The organism is Amniculibacterium sp. G2-70 (genome assembly GCF_014353055.1).
Taxonomy (GTDB): domain Bacteria; phylum Bacteroidota; class Bacteroidia; order Flavobacteriales; family Weeksellaceae; genus Amniculibacterium; species Amniculibacterium aquaticum.
This window is the reverse complement of sequence record NZ_CP060698.1, coordinates 2,438,146-2,458,107: the sequence shown is the minus strand read 5'-3', so window position 1 is coordinate 2,458,107 and position 19,962 is coordinate 2,438,146. Positions and strand designations below refer to the sequence as shown.

Genomic DNA, 19,962 nt, shown 5'->3' with positions numbered 1-19,962 from the left:
CAGCAAGTCGTTTTCAGTTTGCAAAAGTATAAATCCCGTTTCTGCACAAAAAAAATCTTTTTGGGTTTCTAAAAAAAAATCCTTCCGCAAGCTCCAATAATTTTTCCAGACACTCCTGAACTCTTTGAGCAAAAAGATTTCAGAGCCTTTATTTCATTTTACTCCATTCCAATTTTGTGCGAAATCGGGATTTCTATCGTCAAAAAGCAATGAAAAACGACAGGCGTGGTCAGAAATTCATAAAGAAGAGCGTTCATTGACATTTTCGGAAAAAATAAAATAAAAAATTAACAATTAAACAATTTCAATTATGAAAAATCCAAACATTTCAGCCAACGAATTTTACAACGAGTTTATGGGAACAGAATGCTACTATTCCTATATGTTCGGAATTTTGCTGACAGATGGTGTGAATACCATTGCAGAGAAAGAAGAATGCTATTGGTTTATTGACTGCATCGCTTCTTATCAATTTGAGGGAAAATTCCGTAAAGAAGAATTTCAGGTATGGAAACTTGAAAGGGTAAATGATGCCCGATTCAAACTTTCTGCGACCAACGGAAATAACAAAGTCCTGGCTACCCAAGACATCGAATTTTCCAATTTTTTCTTTAATGAATTGACCATTTCGCTGTCTTTCTAGTCAAAACCAAAACTGCTATTCCGCAAAACTCCAAACCCCATTTTGCCCGACCCCGCAACTCCCGAACAAAAATAGCCAACTCCGGGTGTTTTTTCACCTGCCTTTGATGTAAAACCAGCGTCAAAAGCAAGGACTGTTATGTTATTTATATTTTTCATTATCAAAACTTTATTGAAATAAATAAAATCAAAACTTCGCTCAAAAAAGTGTCGAAATCTTTGTTCGCAAAAACCCGAAAACGTTCCAACTGCAAGAAATTCACTCTTCCTTTGATGCTCAAAAACAGCATCATCACAAGCACGAAACTTTTAAGAATTGTTCATTATTTTTTCTAATTAATTCACGAATGTTTCACATTTCTACAATCCAGTTTTTTCTTCATTTGCTCAAATGCAGAAAAAACAATACCTTTAGCATTGGATAACTCGGATATTTTGTATTTTGTTGGCAAATATAAATATACTGAATATTAGTGAGTTGCATATTTTTTCTGACGCTTATTTCGCTAGTATCCAACAGATTAGGTGACCTTTTTAGCGAAGTATTGCTTAAGTATGATTAAAATAATACTACATCTATATATAAATTTAATTAATGAAGAAAATATCATACGCTTTCATCATTTTTATTTTTGCAGCCCTTGTCCTAAACAAGATGGTTTATCAAGAAATCCCCTGGGAGGAGAAGCAAGATTTATTTTCTGAAGTTCAACGTTATAAACATCCTATCAAGAGCATTTCTATGGAATATCTAGATGATAATGATTTGAAGGTATTCGATACTATATTAAAAGATAACAGAGTCTTAATGTTAGGGGAAAATACTCATTCTGACGGAGCCACTTTTAAGTTGAAAAGTAGACTTATCAAGTATCTTCATGAGAATTTGAATTATAATGTAGTTCTCTATGAAGCAGCGCAATATGATACTTGGATTATGAATGAAGAAATGAATCACCATAAAATAGGCATTCATTCAGATTCCATTGGAGGGCTCGGTCTTTTTGAGTTTTGGTGGGCTAATAGGGAAATGAAGCCTCTTATTGAATATTATCAAAAAACTAAAATATCAGAAAACCCTATTGAGTTGGGAGGTTTTGATTTTCAATTTTCTGGAGTTACACTTTCAGGAAGACGTGCAAAACTTCTGAAAGATTTTCTTGAAAAAAATAACATAAATATTAATAATTTTCCTATTTTCAGTAAAAACATTAAAGAGCTTGAATATTTTGTATTTGAAAGCTACGCAAATAAGATTCTCAAAGAAAATTATAAAAATGAGCTTCTCTTGGAAATAAATAAGATTGAAAAAATAATATTAAAATTAGAAAAAACACCAGAAAATATAATATATGCACTATACTTTAATGACTTGAAAAATAATTTTCAGAAATCATGGAATTACAAGGAAGGATCCATGTCTAGTATGCATTATAGGGATTCAATAATGGCAAAAAATCTTATTTATCAAATAGACGACATCTATAAAAATAAAAAAATCATCATATGGTGTGCCAATATTCATACCTTTACTGCAAGGTATGATAAAGATTACCTTCCATTAGGAGCTTATATCAAAGATAAATACGGCAAAGCTTCTTATATGTTGAACTTTTCCACATATGCTAAAAAGAGTAATAAAGGGAATCTAACTGATAAACCAGGAAAACATGCAATAGAAAATATATTTCACGAAACAAAAACTCCTTACTTTTTTATTAATCTCCGTGATATTACTGAAAGTTCTCCTTTGAAGAAGGAATTTGTATCCACTATCAATCAAGGAGTTGATCAGAGAATGTTTTGGAGTCGTTTTCTTGATGGAATTTTTTTTATAGATACAAATACACAACTAACACCAAACAAGAAGTAATGGAAAGTATAATAACCAAAAATCTAAGTTACTCAATAGGTTCTAAAACCATTTTAAATAATGTAAGTTTGAATGTTCCAGAAGGTAGTATTTATGGTTACTTAGGAAGAAACGGCGCAGGAAAATCTACTACGATTAAACTCCTTTTGGGACTTTTGGAAGAAACTGGTGATCAAATTTTAATTCAAAATAAAAGTTTGAAGCAAAACAGGACAGAAATTCTTTTTTCAACGGGAAATCTTATAGAATCCCCTTGTTTTTATACCAAACTAACAGTTTTTGAGAATTTAAAATATCTTGATATTATTTATGAAAAAGGCACCAAAAGGATTGACGAGATTCTGGAAATAGTAGGTTTAGCTAAAGAAAAAAAGAAAAAAGCCCGTGACCTTTCTATGGGGATGAAACAACGTTTAGGAATTGCTATGGCCATATTTCATGATCCAGAGTTGCTAATTTTAGACGAACCTTTAAATGGACTCGATCCTCAAGGTATATTTGAAATGAGAAGTCTATTTCAAGAACTAAATGAACAGGGGAAAACTATTTTTATTTCGAGCCATATTCTTAGTGAATTAGAAAAAATAACAACTCACATTGGAATTATTGAAGATGGAAAAATAGCTTTTCAAGGGACTAAAAATGAACTTTTAGGAAAAGTTGAAAAGAATGTTATTTTAAAGGTAAGTAATGGTGAAAAGGCAACTTCCGCTTTACAAGGAATCTTTAACATACTTCAAACGGATTTGAATAAAATTTCAGTAAAAATTACTAATGACAAAGAATTCAATACGCTAATAAAAACCATAATTACAAATGAGATTGATATTTATGATATAGAATCATATAACACAAATCTTGAGCAAATCTTTATTAAATTAATTTCTAATATCCATGACTAATACTTTCTATAAAGCTTTTTCTTCAGAACAGTATAAACTTTCTAAAAATAAAGAAATTTTCGGAATTCTGCTAATTCCCACGTTGGTTATTTTTGCTATTACATTCTATATTGCTTACGACTCAATTAGATCGGGAATTACAGACAGTACTATCAATCCGTGGAAATTTATATTGGGAAGGTCTGTATTTCTTTTTTTATATATGCTGTATCCAATTTTAGTTTCACTTTTTGTCCATGCTTGTTGTGATGTAGAATATCGGAATAGTAACTATAGAATTTTATTTACTGTTCCTATTTCTAAGTCTAAAATATTTATTTCTAAGGTTTTGTTTATCTTATTAATAGTTTTATTCTCTACATTGCTTTCATATGTGGCATTTTTAGGGTCAGGTTATATTTTAGGAATTACTTTTCCCAATATGGGTTTTCAGAATTATGATTACAGAGAAGTGATATTTTATATTTTCTTAAAATTCCATATTATGCTTTCAGCTATTGCCATGATCCAGCTTGCATTAAGTCTATTTTTCAAAAATTTTATTTATCCTATCGGTTTCAGCATGTTTATGCTTCTTTTTTCCGGGGTAGTGAGTGAGAAAAATTTTTCGGATTTTTTAGTATACACGGGAGGCTATAAATCTTATTTAAATTTTATGAGTGAAAATACCCTATTTGAAAGACTAGATTACTGTAATATAGTTGCTATATTTGTTTTTGCTTTGGGAAGTTTTTATATTTTTACGAAAAAGAAACAGTTTGTATGATTTTAATTACCTCGAATGGATTAAATTCTTGTGATTTTTTTAAATTTAGATAGTAAAAAGTCCATAAGCTAATAAGTTTCTTCGAAGAAATCCATATAGACACTACCTTAGGGATTATATTTTCAAATAATTAGAAAATTTACAGAAAAATTGAAAAAATAAAAGTAAATATCATAAATAATTATTTCTTAAATATTTATAAAATATTAAATCATTTTGTTCTTTAACCTCCTTAATTGAGCCATTATATAATAAAATAACTCTTGTAGAGATATCTAAAATTTCTCTATAATTATGATCTGTTATTATAATTCCTTTGTACATGGATTCTGATATTATGTTGCTTTTAAGCTCATTTATATGAATGGGGTCAATGTTTTTAAAAGGTTCATCAAGCAAAATATATTCAGCATTTGAGTGTACAATAAGTAATGTTTCAATAATTCTTTTTTGCCCTCCTGATAATTCGTTAGGTTTGCTATTTATAAACGGTTTTATTAAAGGATTGTTTAACAGAAATGTTGATTTTTCGTTACTACAAAAACTATGAATAATTTTTTTTATCTTGATATGAGAAGGAAGAAAAGAAAATTGTGGAAGGTATTTTATTATACCATTATTGTCAAAAACAGTTTTTATTATTTTATTGTTGACCTTAATAAATTTCTGGTCAGCAGGAAGAGAACCAAAAATTATTTTTAATAGTGTAGATTTTCCCATACCATTGGAGCCCAGTAATCCAATAATTTCTCCTTTACTACATGAAAGGAAAATATCATGTAGTATAGTTTTATCATCAAAAGTTTTAATTATGCTATCAACTTTCATAGAAAATAATTCTTAATGCCAATTAAGGGTTGGATTTTTAATTCATTTGATTTTCAACAATTTAAAAATTTAATAAAAATAATTTCTAAATTTTCATCTTTGTAAGGTATTGGTTTTCAATAACAATTTTCAACCCTTAATTCGCATTCTTAAATGAGAAATAAGATAGTAAATATAATGTTAATTCCAAAAGTGGTTAACCATAAAAAAACTTTACTGAATCCTAAGTTATAATAAAAGTAATATTCATTAGGATATATTAACTCATAAAAAATATAATGGAATATTATTGAAAAGAGAGAATAAGAGAGAACTGTTGACCTATAAGAAAATCCAAATATAATACTTACTAAAATAGATATACATAAAGTTGGTATTAAAATTTTAGAATAGAAAAACAAATAATTTATAATTTTATTCAGCACAATATTAATTATTAATTGATAACAAAGTAACAAAATATATTTGTTCAATATGAAAAAAATTATATATTTGTTAGACAAAACAATTTAAATTTCAAAATCATGAAAAAGAAAAAAATTTTAAAGTTTTCAAAAGAAACAGTAACAAAATTAGACAAAAATTCTAAAAAGCTTATTAACGGTGGAGCCGCTGGTATGGAACTAGCAATAGATGCAGGTTTTTCAGCTGGTTGTACTGATGGATGTGGTATAACAAAAACTCATTGGAATTGCACAGAAGCTACGTGTACTGCTGATTGTGGTTCTGCTATTAATTGCGCTCCAACATCGAAGTCTTTAGACGGTCTTACTTGTACTTTTGTTGGGTAATTAAAGTACTTTTACATTAAGAATAGGAGGCTGTTTTTCAGCCTCTTTTTAATTGGATATTTCTTGACTATGAGCTTAATCATTACAAAAGAGAAACAAAAAGAATTAGAATATTTATTATACTTCATAGCTGAAGGAATTATAAATAAAAAAGATAACCCAAATATAGGTTTACTATCTGGTGCAATGGGAGAGACCCTATTTTTATATGAATATTCTCAAATAAATAAGAATTATGAAAAATATGTCACTAAAAAAATAGATTATATATTTGAGTCTATAGAAAACGGAAATGTCTTTCATACGTATTGTAATGGATTACCTGGAATTTGTTTGGCTATTGATTATATTCAGTCTAAAAGCCATTTTGATTACAAGCGTTTTGATTTTGTAGATAATCAAATTGATGAATGGCTTATTGAACAATTTAATATTTGTATTAATGAAGGAAATTATGATTTCTTACATGGAGCAATTGGAATAGGATATTATTTTTTGGAGAAATTCAAAAGTGGTCATCTCGAATCAAAAAAAACCTTAAATGTTTTATTAAAATTCATTAATAATTCTGCAATTAATGAAAATGATTTTGTAAAGTGGAAAACTCATAATAAGGTTGTGAACATTTCTTTATCTCATGGTATGACAAGCATTGTGCTCTTTTTATTAGATCTATACAAATTAGATGTGAAATTTGATTATAATATTGAACAAATTATCAAAGGAGCAATAAATTTTATTTTAGCACAGGAAATTGATTGGAAGATGTATGGATCTTACTATCCTTTTACGTCTATCGAACAGCAAAAAGATAAAATTCATGGAAGTAGGCTATCTTGGTGCTATGGAGATCTTGGCATTGCAATAATGCTAAGTAAGGCTTCTAAAATTTTTAATAAAACTATATGGGAAGAGAAATCTAAAGAAATATTTGAATATTCTACTACAAGAAAAAGCATTAGTGAGACTACAATAGTAGATGCAGGAATATGCCATGGAAGTTCTGGTGTTGCATTAATCTTTTATAATGAGTTTTTAAAAACAAATAATGCACATTATGCAGTAGCTGCTCAATTTTGGCTTAATAAAACACTAACCTTTTATAAAGAAGATTCAGAAAATTTTTCAAAAGTTTGTTACAACACTATTACAGGAAATTATGAACCCAACCCTAGTATTCTCGATGGTACTTCTGGAGTAGGATTAGCCTTAATATCATTTATTAATAATAAACTTGATTGGTCAAAATTTTTAACAATATGAAAAATATGAAAAAAAAATATTCAGTATCTGATAATTTTATAATAAGATACCCTTTTTTTTCTTTTAAATACAACGATGGATGGGATATTAATGACATACACGAGTGTGACAAGTTTCATTCCCCCTTATTTATAGCTTCCCCTACACTTTTAGATGAGTTTAAAAAGCTTAAAGAAGGAAAAATAAAAGATGTAAAATCAATTGATAAAATTAATATTTCTTTATATAAATACTGGAGTAGAATAAAATCTAGACCTACTCCTTTTGGCTTATTTTCAGGTGTTTCTTTAGGAAAAATCCATAATCATACTGATTTAGTTTTTAGTGAAAAATCCATAGCTAAAATTAGAATGGATATGAAATATCTATTTGATATTTTTACTTATCTTAAAGATATTCCTGAAATAAAAAATCAAGTAATTTTCTATCCCAATGACAGTATTTACTCTTTTAACAGTAAATATCGCTTTATAGAGAAAAAATATTCTAATGATTCTATTAAGTACGAAATTTCTGCTACTGACAAAAGCTCTTCTTTAAAAAAACTTTTATTATTGGCAAAAACAGGAATTAATTATAAAGGAATTGTGGATTTTCTTGTTTCAGAGGGATATAATGAAGATGAAAATTTGCATGAATATATTAATAATATCATTGATTCTCAAATTTTAATAAGTGAACTTGAACCAACATTAATAGGTGATGATTATTTGGAAAGAATTTTAAAAATTATAGAAGAGAGAAATATAAGTCACGATATTTTCAATAAACTTAAAGATTTAAAATTTGAATTAAAAATACTGAATGAAAAAAATACTGTTATAGAGATTAGCGACATATTAAGAATAGAAAAAATTGTTAAAAACATCAAAATTCCTTTTGACAATAAATATCTTATACAGATTGATTCTACAAAGCAATTTCAATCTTCATATCTCAATAAAGATTATACTAATGAATTATTAGATGCTATTACTTTTTTATCAAAAATAGGGTCAATAAAAAATGAAAATCAGGACTTAGAAGATTTCAAATCCATTTACCAAGAAAAATATGAAAGTGAAGAAATTTCTTTACTACAAGCACTAGATCCTGAAATTGGAATAGGATATCCTGTTAGCAAAAATGTAGGAAAAGAATATAGTAATTCATTAATCAAAAATTTTCTTCTTGTAAATAATAGTGTGAAAAAAGGACAAAAAAGATGGGATCTAATACAGGATATTTTAATAGAAAAGATAATTACGGCTAAAGAAAACAAAGATAATGAAATTGTAATTTCAAAAGAGGACTTTCCTTTCTTTGACATGGTTAGATCTGATATGTCTCCTGTAATTTACTCAATTTTTGAAGCAATAAATGATACTCAAAATAACGCATTAATTTATTTAAAATTTGTAGGTAATGGTTCTGGTGCTAAATTAATGAGCAGATTTTCACGTCTTGACAAGGGGATTGAAGAGTATGTAAAAAAGTTAATGAAAATAGAGCAGGAGAAAAGTAATATTGAATTTGTAGAATTGTCCCATTTATCTGAATCTCCAAGAGTCGGAAATATTTCTATAAGACCAAGGCTTACTAATTACGAAATAACTTGTTTGTCAAATTCAAATTTAGATCAAAAATTTATTATTCCTATATCTGATATTCTTTTATCAATAAAAAGAAATAAAATTATTCTAAGATCGAAAAAACTAAAAAAAGAAATTTTCCCTACTCTTACAACTGCACATAACTTTAGAGATTCTTCTTTTCCAGTATATAGATTTTTATGTGATTTACAATATCAAAACCTTCAATCAAATGGATTAATGCTAAATATTAACCTCAATCTTAATTATATTCCTAGAATAAGATATAAAAACACAATTTTACGATTAGCAAGTTGGGAAGTAACAAAAAGCGAGCTTACAGATATTTTTGAAAAAAAACTATATGATGCTTCAAAAATGGAAAACATCAGAAAATGGATTGAAAAAAGAAATATTCCGCAATATATTTTGGTTTCAGAAGATGATAATGAAATGTTCATTGATTTCTACAATATAAATAGTATCAATGTATTTTTGTCACTACTAAAGAAAAAAAATAAACTTAAAATAGTTGAATTTTTATATAATGATAAAACTGCTATTTTAAGAGATAGTTTTGGAAATCCTTATAGAAATCAAATAATTATACCTCTATTTAGAAATGATGAAGAATAGAAAATATGCACCAGGATCAGAATGGCTTTATTTTAAAATTTACACAGGCTATAAAACAGCAGATAAGCTTTTGTTGAATAAAATTTATCCTTTAATTATTGATTTAAAGAGGAAAAAATATATTGATCAATTCTTTTTTATAAGATATTCAGATCCTCATTATCATTTAAGAGTTAGATTGCATATCTCAGAGCACAAAAATTTAGGTGAGGTCATTGTTTTATTTAATAAAAATTTATATAAATTATTGAATAATAATACTATATGGAAAATTCAAATTGACACATATAATCAAGAGATTGAGAGGTACAATGTTCACTTAATCGAACATATAGAAAATTTTTTTCATATTGATAGTGATTACATTATTAAAATTTTGAAAGCAATAAATATTAAATTTAATAATGATGAAGATGTAAAATGGATTATTGGTTTAAAACTTATAGATAGTTCACTTTCTTTATTTTATTCAGGGGATGAGGACAAAATGAATGTTATAAGTGCAATGAGTGAATCCTTTAAAAATGAGTTTGGGTTTAATATGTATAATTCTAAACAATTTAATAGTAAATATCGAGAGAATAAGCATACAATAGAAGCTGTAATGTCTGGTGTAAATATAATTGATGATTATAATTATACAAATTTATACAATCTTTGTAAAAAAAGGCATAAAGACTTAATAGCATCTACATCATTAATTAAACAGACACAATTAAAAAAACAACTATCACAGGATATAATAATTGATCTTATACATATGACAATTAATAGATTAATTCCTGCTGAAAATAGATTACACGAATTAATATTATATGACTTTGTAAAAAGATATTATTTAAGTGTAATAGCAAAGAAAAGAAACAAAAAATATAAATAACATATATTTAAAATTATTTTATTTTTAGATTTTTAACAGGTCTCATTTTTATTAGTTATAGAAAAAATTGTTAGTTAAAAATAACAAGTACAAGAGAAATGTTAAAACCCATTAAAGTCAGAAGCCCTTTAGACGGTCTTGGTATATTATAATAAATGAATTAATAAAGAATATATTTTAATTTTTAAAATGAATTTAAGACATTTTCCCTTTTATAAACAACCCGATGCTAAGGATTGTGGTCCAACTTGTTTGAGAATCATAAGCAAATACTATGGGAAAAATATATCTTTACAACAAATTCGTAGTCTTTCTGAAACTACTAGAGAAGGTAGCTCATTACTTGGTCTAAGTAATGCAGCAGAAAATTTAGGCTTTTCGACGTTAGGTGTTAAATTAGACTTTAATACTCTAAAAGAAGTCCCTTTTCCATGTGTTGTACATTGGAATAAACAACATTTTGTAGTTGTTTATGATATAATAGAAAAAAAAACTGATTGCAAAATAAAAATAAGTGATCCAAGTTATGGACTCATCACGTATGATGACGAAGAATTTATTAAACAATGGATAGGTAATAATGCCGATGAAAATACAGAAGAAGGAATAGCATTAATTTTAGAAACTACACCAGCTTTTTATCAAAAGGAATATGATGATGAAGAAAGTAAAGCGAGTCTCAAATTTCTTTCTAAATATTTATTCAAATACAAATCACTAATCCTTCAGTTAGCTGTTGGTTTATTGGCGGGAAGTTTATTATCTCTTATTCTTCCATTTCTTACTCAAAGCATTGTAGATGTTGGCATACAAAATCAAGATTTAAACTTTATTTATTTGGTATTAATTGCACAAATAATGCTTTTTTTGGGAAGAATGGGAATAGAAATTATTCGAAGTTGGATTTTGCTTCACCTTTCTTCTAGAATTAATATTTCTATTATTTCTGATTTCTTTATTAAATTAATGAAACTTCCAATCAGTTTCTTTGATACCAGAATGACGGGTGATATTATGCAGAGAATTAATGATCATCATAGAATTGAACAGCTTCTTACTAATTCTTCGCTAAATACTTTATTTTCTTTGGTGAATTTTATTATTTTCAGCATTGTTTTGTTGTTTTATGATTATAGGTTATTTATAGTTTATTTGGTTGGAGCAATTCTATATATAACATGGATTACATTTTTTCTTAATAAAAGAAAAGAATTAGACTATAAAAGATTTTCTCAAGTTTCCCAAGAACAAAGCAAAGTAATTGAGCTTATTAACGGAATGCAGGAAATTAAAATGCATAATGCCGAAAAACAAAAACGTTGGGGTTGGGAATTTCTGCAAGTAAAACTATTTAAATTAAGAATAAAATCACTTTCATTAGAACAATGGCAATCGGTTGGGGGAAACTTCATTAACCAAATTAAGGATATTTTTATGAGTTTTCTTTCTGCAAAATTGGTATTAGATGGGAATCTGACTTTAGGGATGATGCTTTCAGTCCAATATATCATTGGACAATTAAATAGTCCTTTAATGCAGTTAATTGATTTTATAAAGCAATACCAAGATGCATCTATCTCTTTGGAAAGACTTGCAGAAATACACGATAAAGAAAATGAAGAAAATCATGAAGAACAATATATTAATGATATTCCTCAAAAAGATATAGAGATAAAGAATGTTTCTTTTAGATATATCGGTACTGAACAATTTGTTTTTGAAGATTTAAATCTTATGATTCCTAATCAGAAAACTACAGCAATTGTAGGAGCCAGTGGAAGTGGCAAAACTACCCTACTAAAATTACTAATGAAATTCTACGAACCTAATACTGGAGAAATAAAAATAGGAAGCACCAATCTTAAAAATATTTCTCCAAGATTCTGGAGAGAGCATTGTGGTGTTGTTATGCAAGATGGCTATATTTTTAATGATACCATTGCAGAGAATATTGCAGTTGGAGAAGATTATATTGACAAAAACAAATTAAGAAAATCAGTAGAAATTGCCAACATAAAAGATTTTATTGAAGAATTACCTTTAAGTTATAACACTAAAATAGGTAATGAAGGAGTCGGAATAAGTGGTGGACAAAAACAAAGACTTTTCATTGCTCGAGCAGTATACAAATCTCCAGAATATATCTTTTTTGACGAAGCAACATCTGCTTTAGATGCCAATAATGAAAGAATCATTATGGAAAATTTAGAGCAATTCTTTAAAGGGAAAACAGCTATAGTGATTGCTCACAGACTATCAACGGTAAAACACGCAGATAAAATTATTGTATTGGATAAAGGAAAAGTAGTAGAAGAAGGAACACATAAAGAGTTGGTAACATTAAAAGGAGAATATTATAGACTTGTTAAAAATCAATTGGAACTTGGAAACTAAAAAAGACATATTAGATAATATAGAACTTCGTTCAGAGAGTGTTCAGGATATACTTACACAACCGCCACATTGGATGATTCGGTGGGGAAATACCGTCATTTTTATTATTTTACTAATGATATTGCTAATGAGCTATATCATCAAATATCCGGAATTTGTTCCAGCAAGTGTGATCATCACTTCCCAAAATCCACCCGAAAAATTAGAAGCCAGAATCAATTCCAAAATTGAGAAAATTTTTATCAAAGACCATCAGATAGTAAACAAAGGGCAAGTAATGATGGTACTGCAATCCACAGGAGATTATCGTAGTATTTTGGAATTAAAGAATATAATGGATTCCCTTTCACCTAATCACTTACAATCTTTTCCTATTCATAAAACATCGGCTTTTAAGCTTGGAGAGATACAAGGAGAGTATAATAATTTTGCTAAAGCTCTTCAGGATGAAAGATTATTTACAAGATTACAGCCTTACGCTCCGGAAAACCTTGCTGCAGACCAGAGCCTTTCGGAATATAAAGGAAGAGTTGCCAATCTTCAACAGCAGAAAAATCTGGAAATTGCGAAATACGAATTAACCAAAAAGAATTTTCAGCGTTCGCAGGATTTGTTTAATCAAGGTGTAATAGCAGCAATGGAATTGGAAAATGAAAAGATAAAATTCCTTCAGGCAGAACAAAGTCTTAAAAACATCAATATTTCTCTTTCACAAATGCAGGAAGCCATTTCCGGTCTGCATAAAACAAAAAGAGGAGCTACTATCAATACTGAAAAAGACAAGATTAATTATTCATCCCAAACACTTCAACTCTACGAACAATTAAGGAAATCTTTACGACAATGGGAACAGAGTTACCTCATTATTTCATCAACAAACGGAATCGTGAGCTTCCAACAATTCTGGGGAGAAAATCAGTTTGTAAAATCCGGCGATATGGTAATGTCAGTTTTGCCCGAAGATAAAGAATTTTTAGTTGGAAGAATGCAGATTCCATCAGCCAATTCGGGGAAAGTACAAACCGGGCAAAAAGTTTTGATAAAATTAGATAATTATCGCTTTCAGGAATACGGAATTATTGAGGGAAAAGTTCAGAATATTTCACTTACACCTGATGAAAATGGAAATTATTACGTTGATGTAATTCTTCCAAAAGGATTGAAAACATCTTATAATAAAACACTTCTGTTTGATAAGGAACTAAAAGGTAATGGCGAAATTGTAACGGAGGATTTGCGACTTATTGAGAGAATCTTTTTTCAGATTAGGAAATTATTGGGGTATCAATCTTAAAATATCCGAGTACGATTGTTTTAGAGATATGAAAAAATATTTACCGTGCATAATGCTTCTTATTCCGATATTATCGTTTTCACAGGAAAAATGGTCATTACAGCATTGTGTCGATTATGCGGTGGAACACAATCTTCAAATTTCGGCGGAAAAAATTAATCTCGAAAGCCAAAGAAATAATGTCCTTATTGCTAAAAAAGACAAACTTCCTAATATTTCCGGCTCCATCAATAATAGTGTGAATTTTGGACAAAATGTAATTTTGGGAACGTTACAGAGAAATGATAATCTTTCAAACAATACCAACCTTTCCGCAAGTATCCAACTTTATGGAAACGGAAAGCTGAAAAAATCCATTGAAAAAGCACAGTATGATGTGGCAACCGCAGACTTCAACAGGCAAAACATTGAGAATAATATTAGTCTTCAAATTATTCAAGGTTATCTTCAAGTGTTATTAAACAAAGAAGTTTATAAAATAGACCTTAGCAGTTATGAAAATGCGGTTAAATTATACCAAAAATCCAAATTGACAACCAAAGCAGGATTAACCCCATTTTCAGTTGAAAGTGAGGCGTTGGCAGAAGTTTCCCGGAAGAAACAGGCAATGCTGAATGCTGAAAATGAAGTGAAAAGAGCATTGTTTGATTTATCGGTTTTGTTACAGTTGGAAGATGAAGAAAATTTTGATATTGAAGACGTTGCCGTTTCAGAGGTACAACCTCAAATCCCGGAATCAACAGCGTTTTACATAGAGGCAGCATTTGAAAATCAACCGATTATAAAATCCGCCGAAACCCAGATAAAATCTGCGAAAATGCAGACAGAAGTGATAAAATCGAATCTGTATCCTACTTTATCCTGCAACGTTGGTTTGGGAACTTATTACTTCAATTATTTTAATGATACTTATACCAAGAGTTCTTCATTTCTCAAGCAATATTATGAGAATTTTGGTCAGCAAATCAGCGTGAGTGCTATTATTCCGATTTTCAATAAAGGGATTACCCGTTTGCAAATAGAGCAATCCAAAATACAGGAAACTCTTGCGGAGAATAATTTATCCCGGCAAAAATTAGCATTGAAGCAAAGCGTCAAAAAAGCCGTTTTCGATTCCAATGCCAATTATCAAAACTATGTAGCAGCATTGGAAGTGGATAAAAATTCAAAACTTTCATTAAATCTTGCAGAAAAAAGTTATATGGCAGGAAAGATTTCGATCTACGATTTGAATAATGCGAGAAACAACGCAATAACGGCAGAAAGCCAGCTTCAACAAGCTAAATACAATTACATCTTTAGTGTAAAATTGCTGGATTTCTATACAGGTAAGTCTTTTAAAGGTAACTAAAAATTTTTCCTACTCGTCAAAAATAGACCTCGGTCGTTTTATAGTTTGCAAAACAATTTTCTTTTCAGAGGCAGAATTTTGGCACTCCAATTCTGAATGGATAAAAGGTATTACGCTTTTTATGGAAGATTTCCAGTTCGTTATCGGTTTGTTATAGCCGTTTTTCCATTCGTTTTCGAGCCAAATTTTATACTTTTCTTCAATAAGATTCTCCAATTCGGGAATGTAATTTTTCAATGTTTTCGCATGCAGCATAAATTCTTCTAAAGACGGAATATTGCCGGAATTCGGAATTTGTGTTGATGGAGAGTTTTTCGGAGGATTGTCCGTTGCCAAATTTTCATTTAGAGGATTTTTATTTTTCTGTAAAGGTTTTTTGGCGGTGTAATCTTCCCATTCTTAGTAACACTCAAAAGTAGAGATTTTATTTAATATTTCTGTTGTTGGTGTTGAATAATTTTGTTGAAATGTGGGAAAATCTGCTGGATTAGTGTGGCTGATTTTTCCATATTTCAATAAAAAATCCCTCGGTGTGAGATATTGCAATGCACTGTGTGGTCTTTCGTTGTTGTATTTCCACATCCATATTTCTGCGTAATTTCTCATTTGTTTCACGCTTTCAAACAAATATACATCCAAAAACTCTGTTCTAAATGTTCTATTAAACCGCTCAATAAGAGAGTTTTGAGTAGGTTTTCCCGGTTGGATAAAATGCAACTCAATTTCGTGATATTGACACCAAGTTTTTAATTTTTCTGAAATAAATTCCGGTCCGTTATCCACTCGTATTTTGTCCGGTTTCCCTCGCCATTCGATGAGTTCTTCCAGCTTGGTAATTACTTTTGCAGAAGGCAAACTCGTATCAATACTTATTTGTAAAATTTCTCTGTTAAAATCATCTATAATGTTCAAACTTCTCACGCTTTTGCCGTTTTCCAAAGTGTCATGCATGAAATCCATACTCCATGTTACATTTGGATAGATCGGACGCAGAAGCGGCTCTTTCACTCTTGCAGGAAGCCTTTTCTTTCTCTTGCTTCTTAAATTTAGATTCATCGAAGTGTAGATTCTGTAAATCCGTTTATGATTCCACCAAAATCCCATGTTTTTCAAGCGATAACGCATTGTCCAAAATCCCCAAGTATGTTCTTGTATTGCCAACAACCGAAGTTCTTCACGGATGAGATCATCTTGAGAATCAATCCTCTTTTTATAGTACATAACCGAATAACTCAGCCCGAAACAACCGCATGCCTTCCTTATGCTTATCTTGTGGGTTTCTTTGGCATATACTACCATTTCTCGCTTTTCGGAAGGCGTTAAAGCTTTTTTTCTATAACATCTTTTAAAACAGTGTTCTCCAAAGTTAGTTCTGCGACAATTTTTTTATATTGTGACAGCTGTTTCTCAAACTCTTTGAGTTGTGCCAGTTGGTGCGTATCCATACCACCGTATTTACTTTTCCATTTGTAAAAAGTAGGTTGGCTGATACCGTAATCTCGGCAAATCTCGTTTACCGTTTTTCCTTGATTTTGTTCAGATAAGATCTTCACAATCTGAACCTCTGTAAATTTGCTCTGTTTCATATTTCCCAAAGTTAAAAACTATATTTATATTCGTTTCTGTTTTTGGGGAAGACTACAGCGGTTTTCTTTTTTTTCGGAATTGATTTTTTAGGATTTTCAGTAACGGATAACACAGTCGAATATTCCCGAAGAATTTTGTAGTGTCCTGGAAGTCCGTTTTGTGATTGGTATTGTATCATTCCCAGATTGCTGAGTTTTTGACGTAAGGTAATAATAGTCGGTCTTGTGATTTTCAGCCGTTTGCAAATATCGTTGTCCGAAAGTTTGAAATCGTTTTCTTCGTTTTTTGTCCATATTTCCAGCAAAAAAAGATATAGGGAAACGGCAATCGCTCCCAATGGCTGTTTTTCGTTGTGCTCCCAAAAACGACTGATTAATTCCGAATAATTCATTTTTTATACAAAGCCATAAGTTGCATTGCTTTTTCTTTATCAATAATAATATGATGCCCGTTCTGAATAATGGCATCATCCAAAATTCCACTGGATTTTAATTTCGCAGCTTTCGAGCGGGAGCAACCAAGCACTTTGGCTAAACCGATAAGTCCATATTCATACTTTTTTTCTAAAGCATTAAGTTCTTGTAATTCCAGAAATTCCTCAACAGTCAGTTCAAGCAGCGGTTTTTTCGGATTGATATTCATATTATTTTTCGTTTTTTTACAAAAGAAATTTTCAGATAACTGTAATATTTCTGAACTTTTACTTTTTGAGTTCGTAATTGTTTTCAGAATCTTTGACAATCAATCCTTTCTCCCGCATAAATTTAATATAGCTCTTTGCTGTTCGGTCTTTGACTGCCATCATGCTTTGGAGTTTCTCACATAATCCGGCATAGGTATAATGCTTTTGTTGTGAAAATAAAGTTCTGGCAATATTTGCAAGTTCGATCTCTTTGCGTTTCTCTTTTTCTTCTTTGGTTTTCTCTCCGACAAAAACATGCATTCCTTTTTCTTTGTCCCACGAAAATTGGATAAGCGGAACATCCAAAGGGCTTCCGTCCCTTACTTTCAATGCTTTTACAACCGATATTTGAGGATTATCGTCTTTCTCAATAGATAAAATAGCAGCGGCTTTTCTCTGAAGTTCACTTCCGAGATGTCCCCGAAGTTTTAATCCGTTTGGTGTGAAATGCAGCACCCCGACAATACAGGTTTTATAAATTCCTGCCATTCGGTAAAGTTCATCAATCAAGGCAACACTTTCTCCTTCATCATTGGCACAGCGAATCAAATCGGCAATTCCGTCTATAACCACCAAATGAATCCCAGAAAATTGGTAATAAAATTTATCCATACTTTGCAATATCGCTTGCATCCGCTCTTTTCTCGACATTCCTCCCAAACAATAAGCTTTGAAATATTCCGGCATATTCTCTCTTCCCGACCTTTTCAAAATTCCCGAAATATTTTTGTAGAGTTGGGTTTCAGATTGTTCCGTATCGTAAAGCAAGACGGCTTTTCCTTCGGTATTTGGGTGGATATGAGTTCCTAAAGTGTCTATATAATCGTCCTGACATAATGTTCCGGCAATCAGACTTCCCACATAGTTACTTTTTCCTGTGCCTTCGCCTCCAGTAAGTCCCATTAAATTGCCTTGTGTTCCCAACGGAACATCATTAATGGAAATCAGCGTTTGTGATTCTATGGGAGGTCGGGTATAGTCGATTTCGCAAGGTTTCAGTATAGCCATAGTTTCATTGTATAATTGGTCTAAGAATTCAATAAATAATTGGTTAAAGTCATTTTTGGTATTTCCCATTCTGAAAAAATCGGAAATATCTTTTTCCTGTTTTGTTCCCGAAAGAGGAAGTATCAAACGATTGACTCCAAATCCCGATAGTCGTTTCTGATGCTTGATTGATGCTTCCAATCCTGTTTTGTCCACATCATACAAAATCAAAATGTGTTTGAAACGATAGGACAATTTTTTAATCAGGCTTTCGGGTATCGAACTGGTTTCACTGTTGAAACAAATCGCATAAAACCCTTTTGAAGCTAATGATAATACATCTTTTTCTCCTCCTGTAATGAACAATGTGTTTCCTTTGGCGGGTAATTGTTCCAATCCGAAGCAGTATGATTCGGGCAGATTTCCACCGTATAAAAAACGAATTTGGGAAAACGGACGGTAAATTTTCACATACTTTTTACCGAAATACCCAAACATAGGTTCTTCTACGGAAGATTGTATCGTAAAAGGTTTTGAATCTTTATTTTCACTTGTGAACTCATCTAACGAAACTACTTTATATAATTTCAAAATTTCACGGGTAATGCCGTATTGTTTCCAAAATTCAATTTCCTTTAGAGTAAAGCTGCGTTCAAATACGGAGTAAGGTTTCGGGTTGTATGATTGTTCCTTTTTGATATTTTCTTTTCCGGTTATGGTGTTTTCCTTTCTGTTATTGCTCTCCGTTTTTGTTCGAGAAGAATATCTGTTTTTGGGTAAAGAATATCCGTTTTCCAATCCCAAATTCATTTCATCATTAATCAGTTTCAGTATTTCCGTAAAATCTTTGGTGCAATCCAAATTTTTAATTCTTCCTACGATTGAAAAACAGTCTCCGTCATAATCAGGATTCCCAAAGTCTTTCAAACGATACATTCCGCTTCGGCGGTCAAAGTAGATATTGCAAGAAGCTCTGGTGTCATCATAAAAAGGATTTTTAAAATTCCTGCCCACACGCCAATCTTCCGAAAGATAGTGTTTGAAGATATCCAGTCCGTCACTGGTGCAGCTGAGCACTTTGTTTTTGTCTAACATTCTTTTGGTGGTTTTGGATTAGGTCTTGTAAGCATTCTTCACTTCGACGGATCAGGTTTTCCTGTAACATTCTTTTGATTTCGCTAATCTTGTAGTAATTTTTGCCCCTTATACGGGAATAGTTGATTTTGTTTTCACTGCGTAGTCTTTGCAGAGTGCGGTCACTGATCTTCAGAAAGGTACATACCTCATAACTGTCTACCCAACTGTCATCATCATTATCATCATTAGTGTTTTGCTGGGAAATAACATAATCGAAAATTGTGTCCACTTTTGATATTAAGTCTTTAAAAGCTTGTGATTCAATAGTGATTACTTCCATTAGTTTTTTCAGGTTTAAACACCAAAATTAGTGGTAGTAATCGTAAATACCTGATTGAAAACCAGTCAATAACGGACAGAATGAAGACAATTCCAGAC

At 30.4% G+C, this 19,962-nt stretch carries 19 protein-coding genes; 11 read left to right on the top strand and 8 right to left on the bottom strand.

The genetic code is table 11. From position 1 onward, the window contains the following. The first annotated feature begins 310 nt into the window (after positions 1-310). The 4 genes from H9Q20_RS11350 to H9Q20_RS11335 all read left to right on the top strand — a co-directional run bounded on the left by H9Q20_RS11350 (position 311) and on the right by H9Q20_RS11335 (position 4,183). Positions 311-643, top strand: coding sequence for a DUF6876 family protein (locus H9Q20_RS11350; protein ID WP_187477773.1), 333 nt, complete (start codon positions 311-313; stop codon positions 641-643). A gap of 594 nt (positions 644-1,237) precedes the next feature. Continuing rightward, positions 1,238-2,515, top strand: coding sequence for an erythromycin esterase family protein (locus H9Q20_RS11345; protein WP_187477772.1), 1,278 nt, complete (start codon positions 1,238-1,240; stop codon positions 2,513-2,515). Continuing rightward, the gene (locus H9Q20_RS11340) at positions 2,515-3,417 is read left to right on the top strand and encodes an ABC transporter ATP-binding protein (protein ID WP_187477771.1); all 903 of its coding nucleotides are present in this window, start codon (positions 2,515-2,517) and stop codon (positions 3,415-3,417) included. The genes H9Q20_RS11345 and H9Q20_RS11340 overlap by 1 nt, the downstream gene beginning before the upstream one ends. After that, on the top strand, positions 3,410-4,183 hold the full coding sequence (locus tag H9Q20_RS11335; RefSeq protein WP_187477770.1) for an ABC transporter permease: 774 nt from the start codon (positions 3,410-3,412) through the stop codon (positions 4,181-4,183). The genes H9Q20_RS11340 and H9Q20_RS11335 overlap by 8 nt, the downstream gene beginning before the upstream one ends. Before the next feature lie 171 nt (positions 4,184-4,354). Here the strand turns inward: H9Q20_RS11335 and H9Q20_RS11330 are convergent, their stop codons facing one another. Next, on the bottom strand, positions 4,355-5,011 hold the full coding sequence (locus tag H9Q20_RS11330) for an ATP-binding cassette domain-containing protein (RefSeq protein ID WP_187477769.1): 657 nt from the start codon (positions 5,009-5,011) through the stop codon (positions 4,355-4,357). A 524-nt stretch (positions 5,012-5,535) separates the two neighbouring features. On the opposite strand from H9Q20_RS11330, the gene H9Q20_RS11325 reads away from it, so the two are divergent. The 7 genes from H9Q20_RS11325 to H9Q20_RS11295 all read left to right on the top strand — a co-directional run bounded on the left by H9Q20_RS11325 (position 5,536) and on the right by H9Q20_RS11295 (position 15,191). Beyond that, a complete protein-coding gene (locus tag H9Q20_RS11325) occupies positions 5,536-5,802 on the top strand; it encodes a hypothetical protein (RefSeq protein ID WP_187477768.1) in 267 nt (88 codons plus the stop codon). Positions 5,803-5,871: 69 nt separating this feature from the next. Then, positions 5,872-7,065, top strand: a complete 1,194-nt coding sequence (locus H9Q20_RS11320) for a lanthionine synthetase C family protein (protein ID WP_187477767.1) — start codon at positions 5,872-5,874, stop codon at positions 7,063-7,065. 5 nt (positions 7,066-7,070) lie between these two features. After that, positions 7,071-9,272, top strand: a complete 2,202-nt coding sequence (locus tag H9Q20_RS11315; protein WP_187477766.1) for a lantibiotic dehydratase family protein — start codon at positions 7,071-7,073, stop codon at positions 9,270-9,272. Continuing rightward, positions 9,259-10,152: a thiopeptide-type bacteriocin biosynthesis protein gene (locus H9Q20_RS11310; protein WP_187477765.1), complete on the top strand. Its 894-nt coding sequence runs from the start codon at positions 9,259-9,261 to the stop codon at positions 10,150-10,152. Before H9Q20_RS11315 ends, H9Q20_RS11310 begins: the two co-directional genes overlap by 14 nt. A gap of 189 nt (positions 10,153-10,341) precedes the next feature. Then, positions 10,342-12,546: a peptidase domain-containing ABC transporter gene (locus H9Q20_RS11305; protein WP_187477764.1), complete on the top strand. Its 2,205-nt coding sequence runs from the start codon at positions 10,342-10,344 to the stop codon at positions 12,544-12,546. A gap of 127 nt (positions 12,547-12,673) precedes the next feature. Then, positions 12,674-13,840 carry an HlyD family secretion protein gene (locus tag H9Q20_RS11300; RefSeq protein WP_262385526.1) on the top strand — a complete coding sequence of 389 codons (1,167 nt, stop codon included), beginning with the start codon at positions 12,674-12,676 and terminating at the stop codon, positions 13,838-13,840. A gap of 28 nt (positions 13,841-13,868) precedes the next feature. After that, on the top strand, positions 13,869-15,191 hold the full coding sequence (locus H9Q20_RS11295) for a TolC family protein (RefSeq protein ID WP_187477762.1): 1,323 nt from the start codon (positions 13,869-13,871) through the stop codon (positions 15,189-15,191). A 9-nt stretch (positions 15,192-15,200) separates the two neighbouring features. Here H9Q20_RS11295 and H9Q20_RS11290 read toward each other — a convergent pair whose 3' ends face one another. From H9Q20_RS11290 to H9Q20_RS11265, 7 genes are all read right to left on the bottom strand, one after another. Then, entirely contained in the window at positions 15,201-15,527 is a 327-nt protein-coding gene (locus tag H9Q20_RS11290; RefSeq protein WP_187477761.1) for a hypothetical protein, read from the bottom strand. A gap of 63 nt (positions 15,528-15,590) precedes the next feature. Further along, on the bottom strand, positions 15,591-16,490 hold the full coding sequence (locus H9Q20_RS11285) for an IS3 family transposase (RefSeq protein ID WP_410369578.1): 900 nt from the start codon (positions 16,488-16,490) through the stop codon (positions 15,591-15,593). Positions 16,491-16,510: 20 nt separating this feature from the next. Next, positions 16,511-16,777: a transposase gene (locus H9Q20_RS13405; protein ID WP_187477476.1), complete on the bottom strand. Its 267-nt coding sequence runs from the start codon at positions 16,775-16,777 to the stop codon at positions 16,511-16,513. An 11-nt stretch (positions 16,778-16,788) separates the two neighbouring features. Next, positions 16,789-17,169, bottom strand: a complete 381-nt coding sequence (locus tag H9Q20_RS11280; protein WP_187477760.1) for a helix-turn-helix domain-containing protein — start codon at positions 17,167-17,169, stop codon at positions 16,789-16,791. Next, positions 17,166-17,420 carry a DUF3853 family protein gene (locus H9Q20_RS11275; RefSeq protein ID WP_187477759.1) on the bottom strand — a complete coding sequence of 85 codons (255 nt, stop codon included), beginning with the start codon at positions 17,418-17,420 and terminating at the stop codon, positions 17,166-17,168. The genes H9Q20_RS11280 and H9Q20_RS11275 overlap by 4 nt, the downstream gene beginning before the upstream one ends. A gap of 58 nt (positions 17,421-17,478) precedes the next feature. Continuing rightward, entirely contained in the window at positions 17,479-19,542 is a 2,064-nt protein-coding gene (locus tag H9Q20_RS11270) for a toprim domain-containing protein (protein WP_187477758.1), read from the bottom strand. Next, positions 19,505-19,864 carry a helix-turn-helix domain-containing protein gene (locus H9Q20_RS11265; protein ID WP_187477757.1) on the bottom strand — a complete coding sequence of 120 codons (360 nt, stop codon included), beginning with the start codon at positions 19,862-19,864 and terminating at the stop codon, positions 19,505-19,507. Before H9Q20_RS11265 ends, H9Q20_RS11270 begins: the two co-directional genes overlap by 38 nt. Positions 19,865-19,962 lie beyond the last annotated feature (98 nt).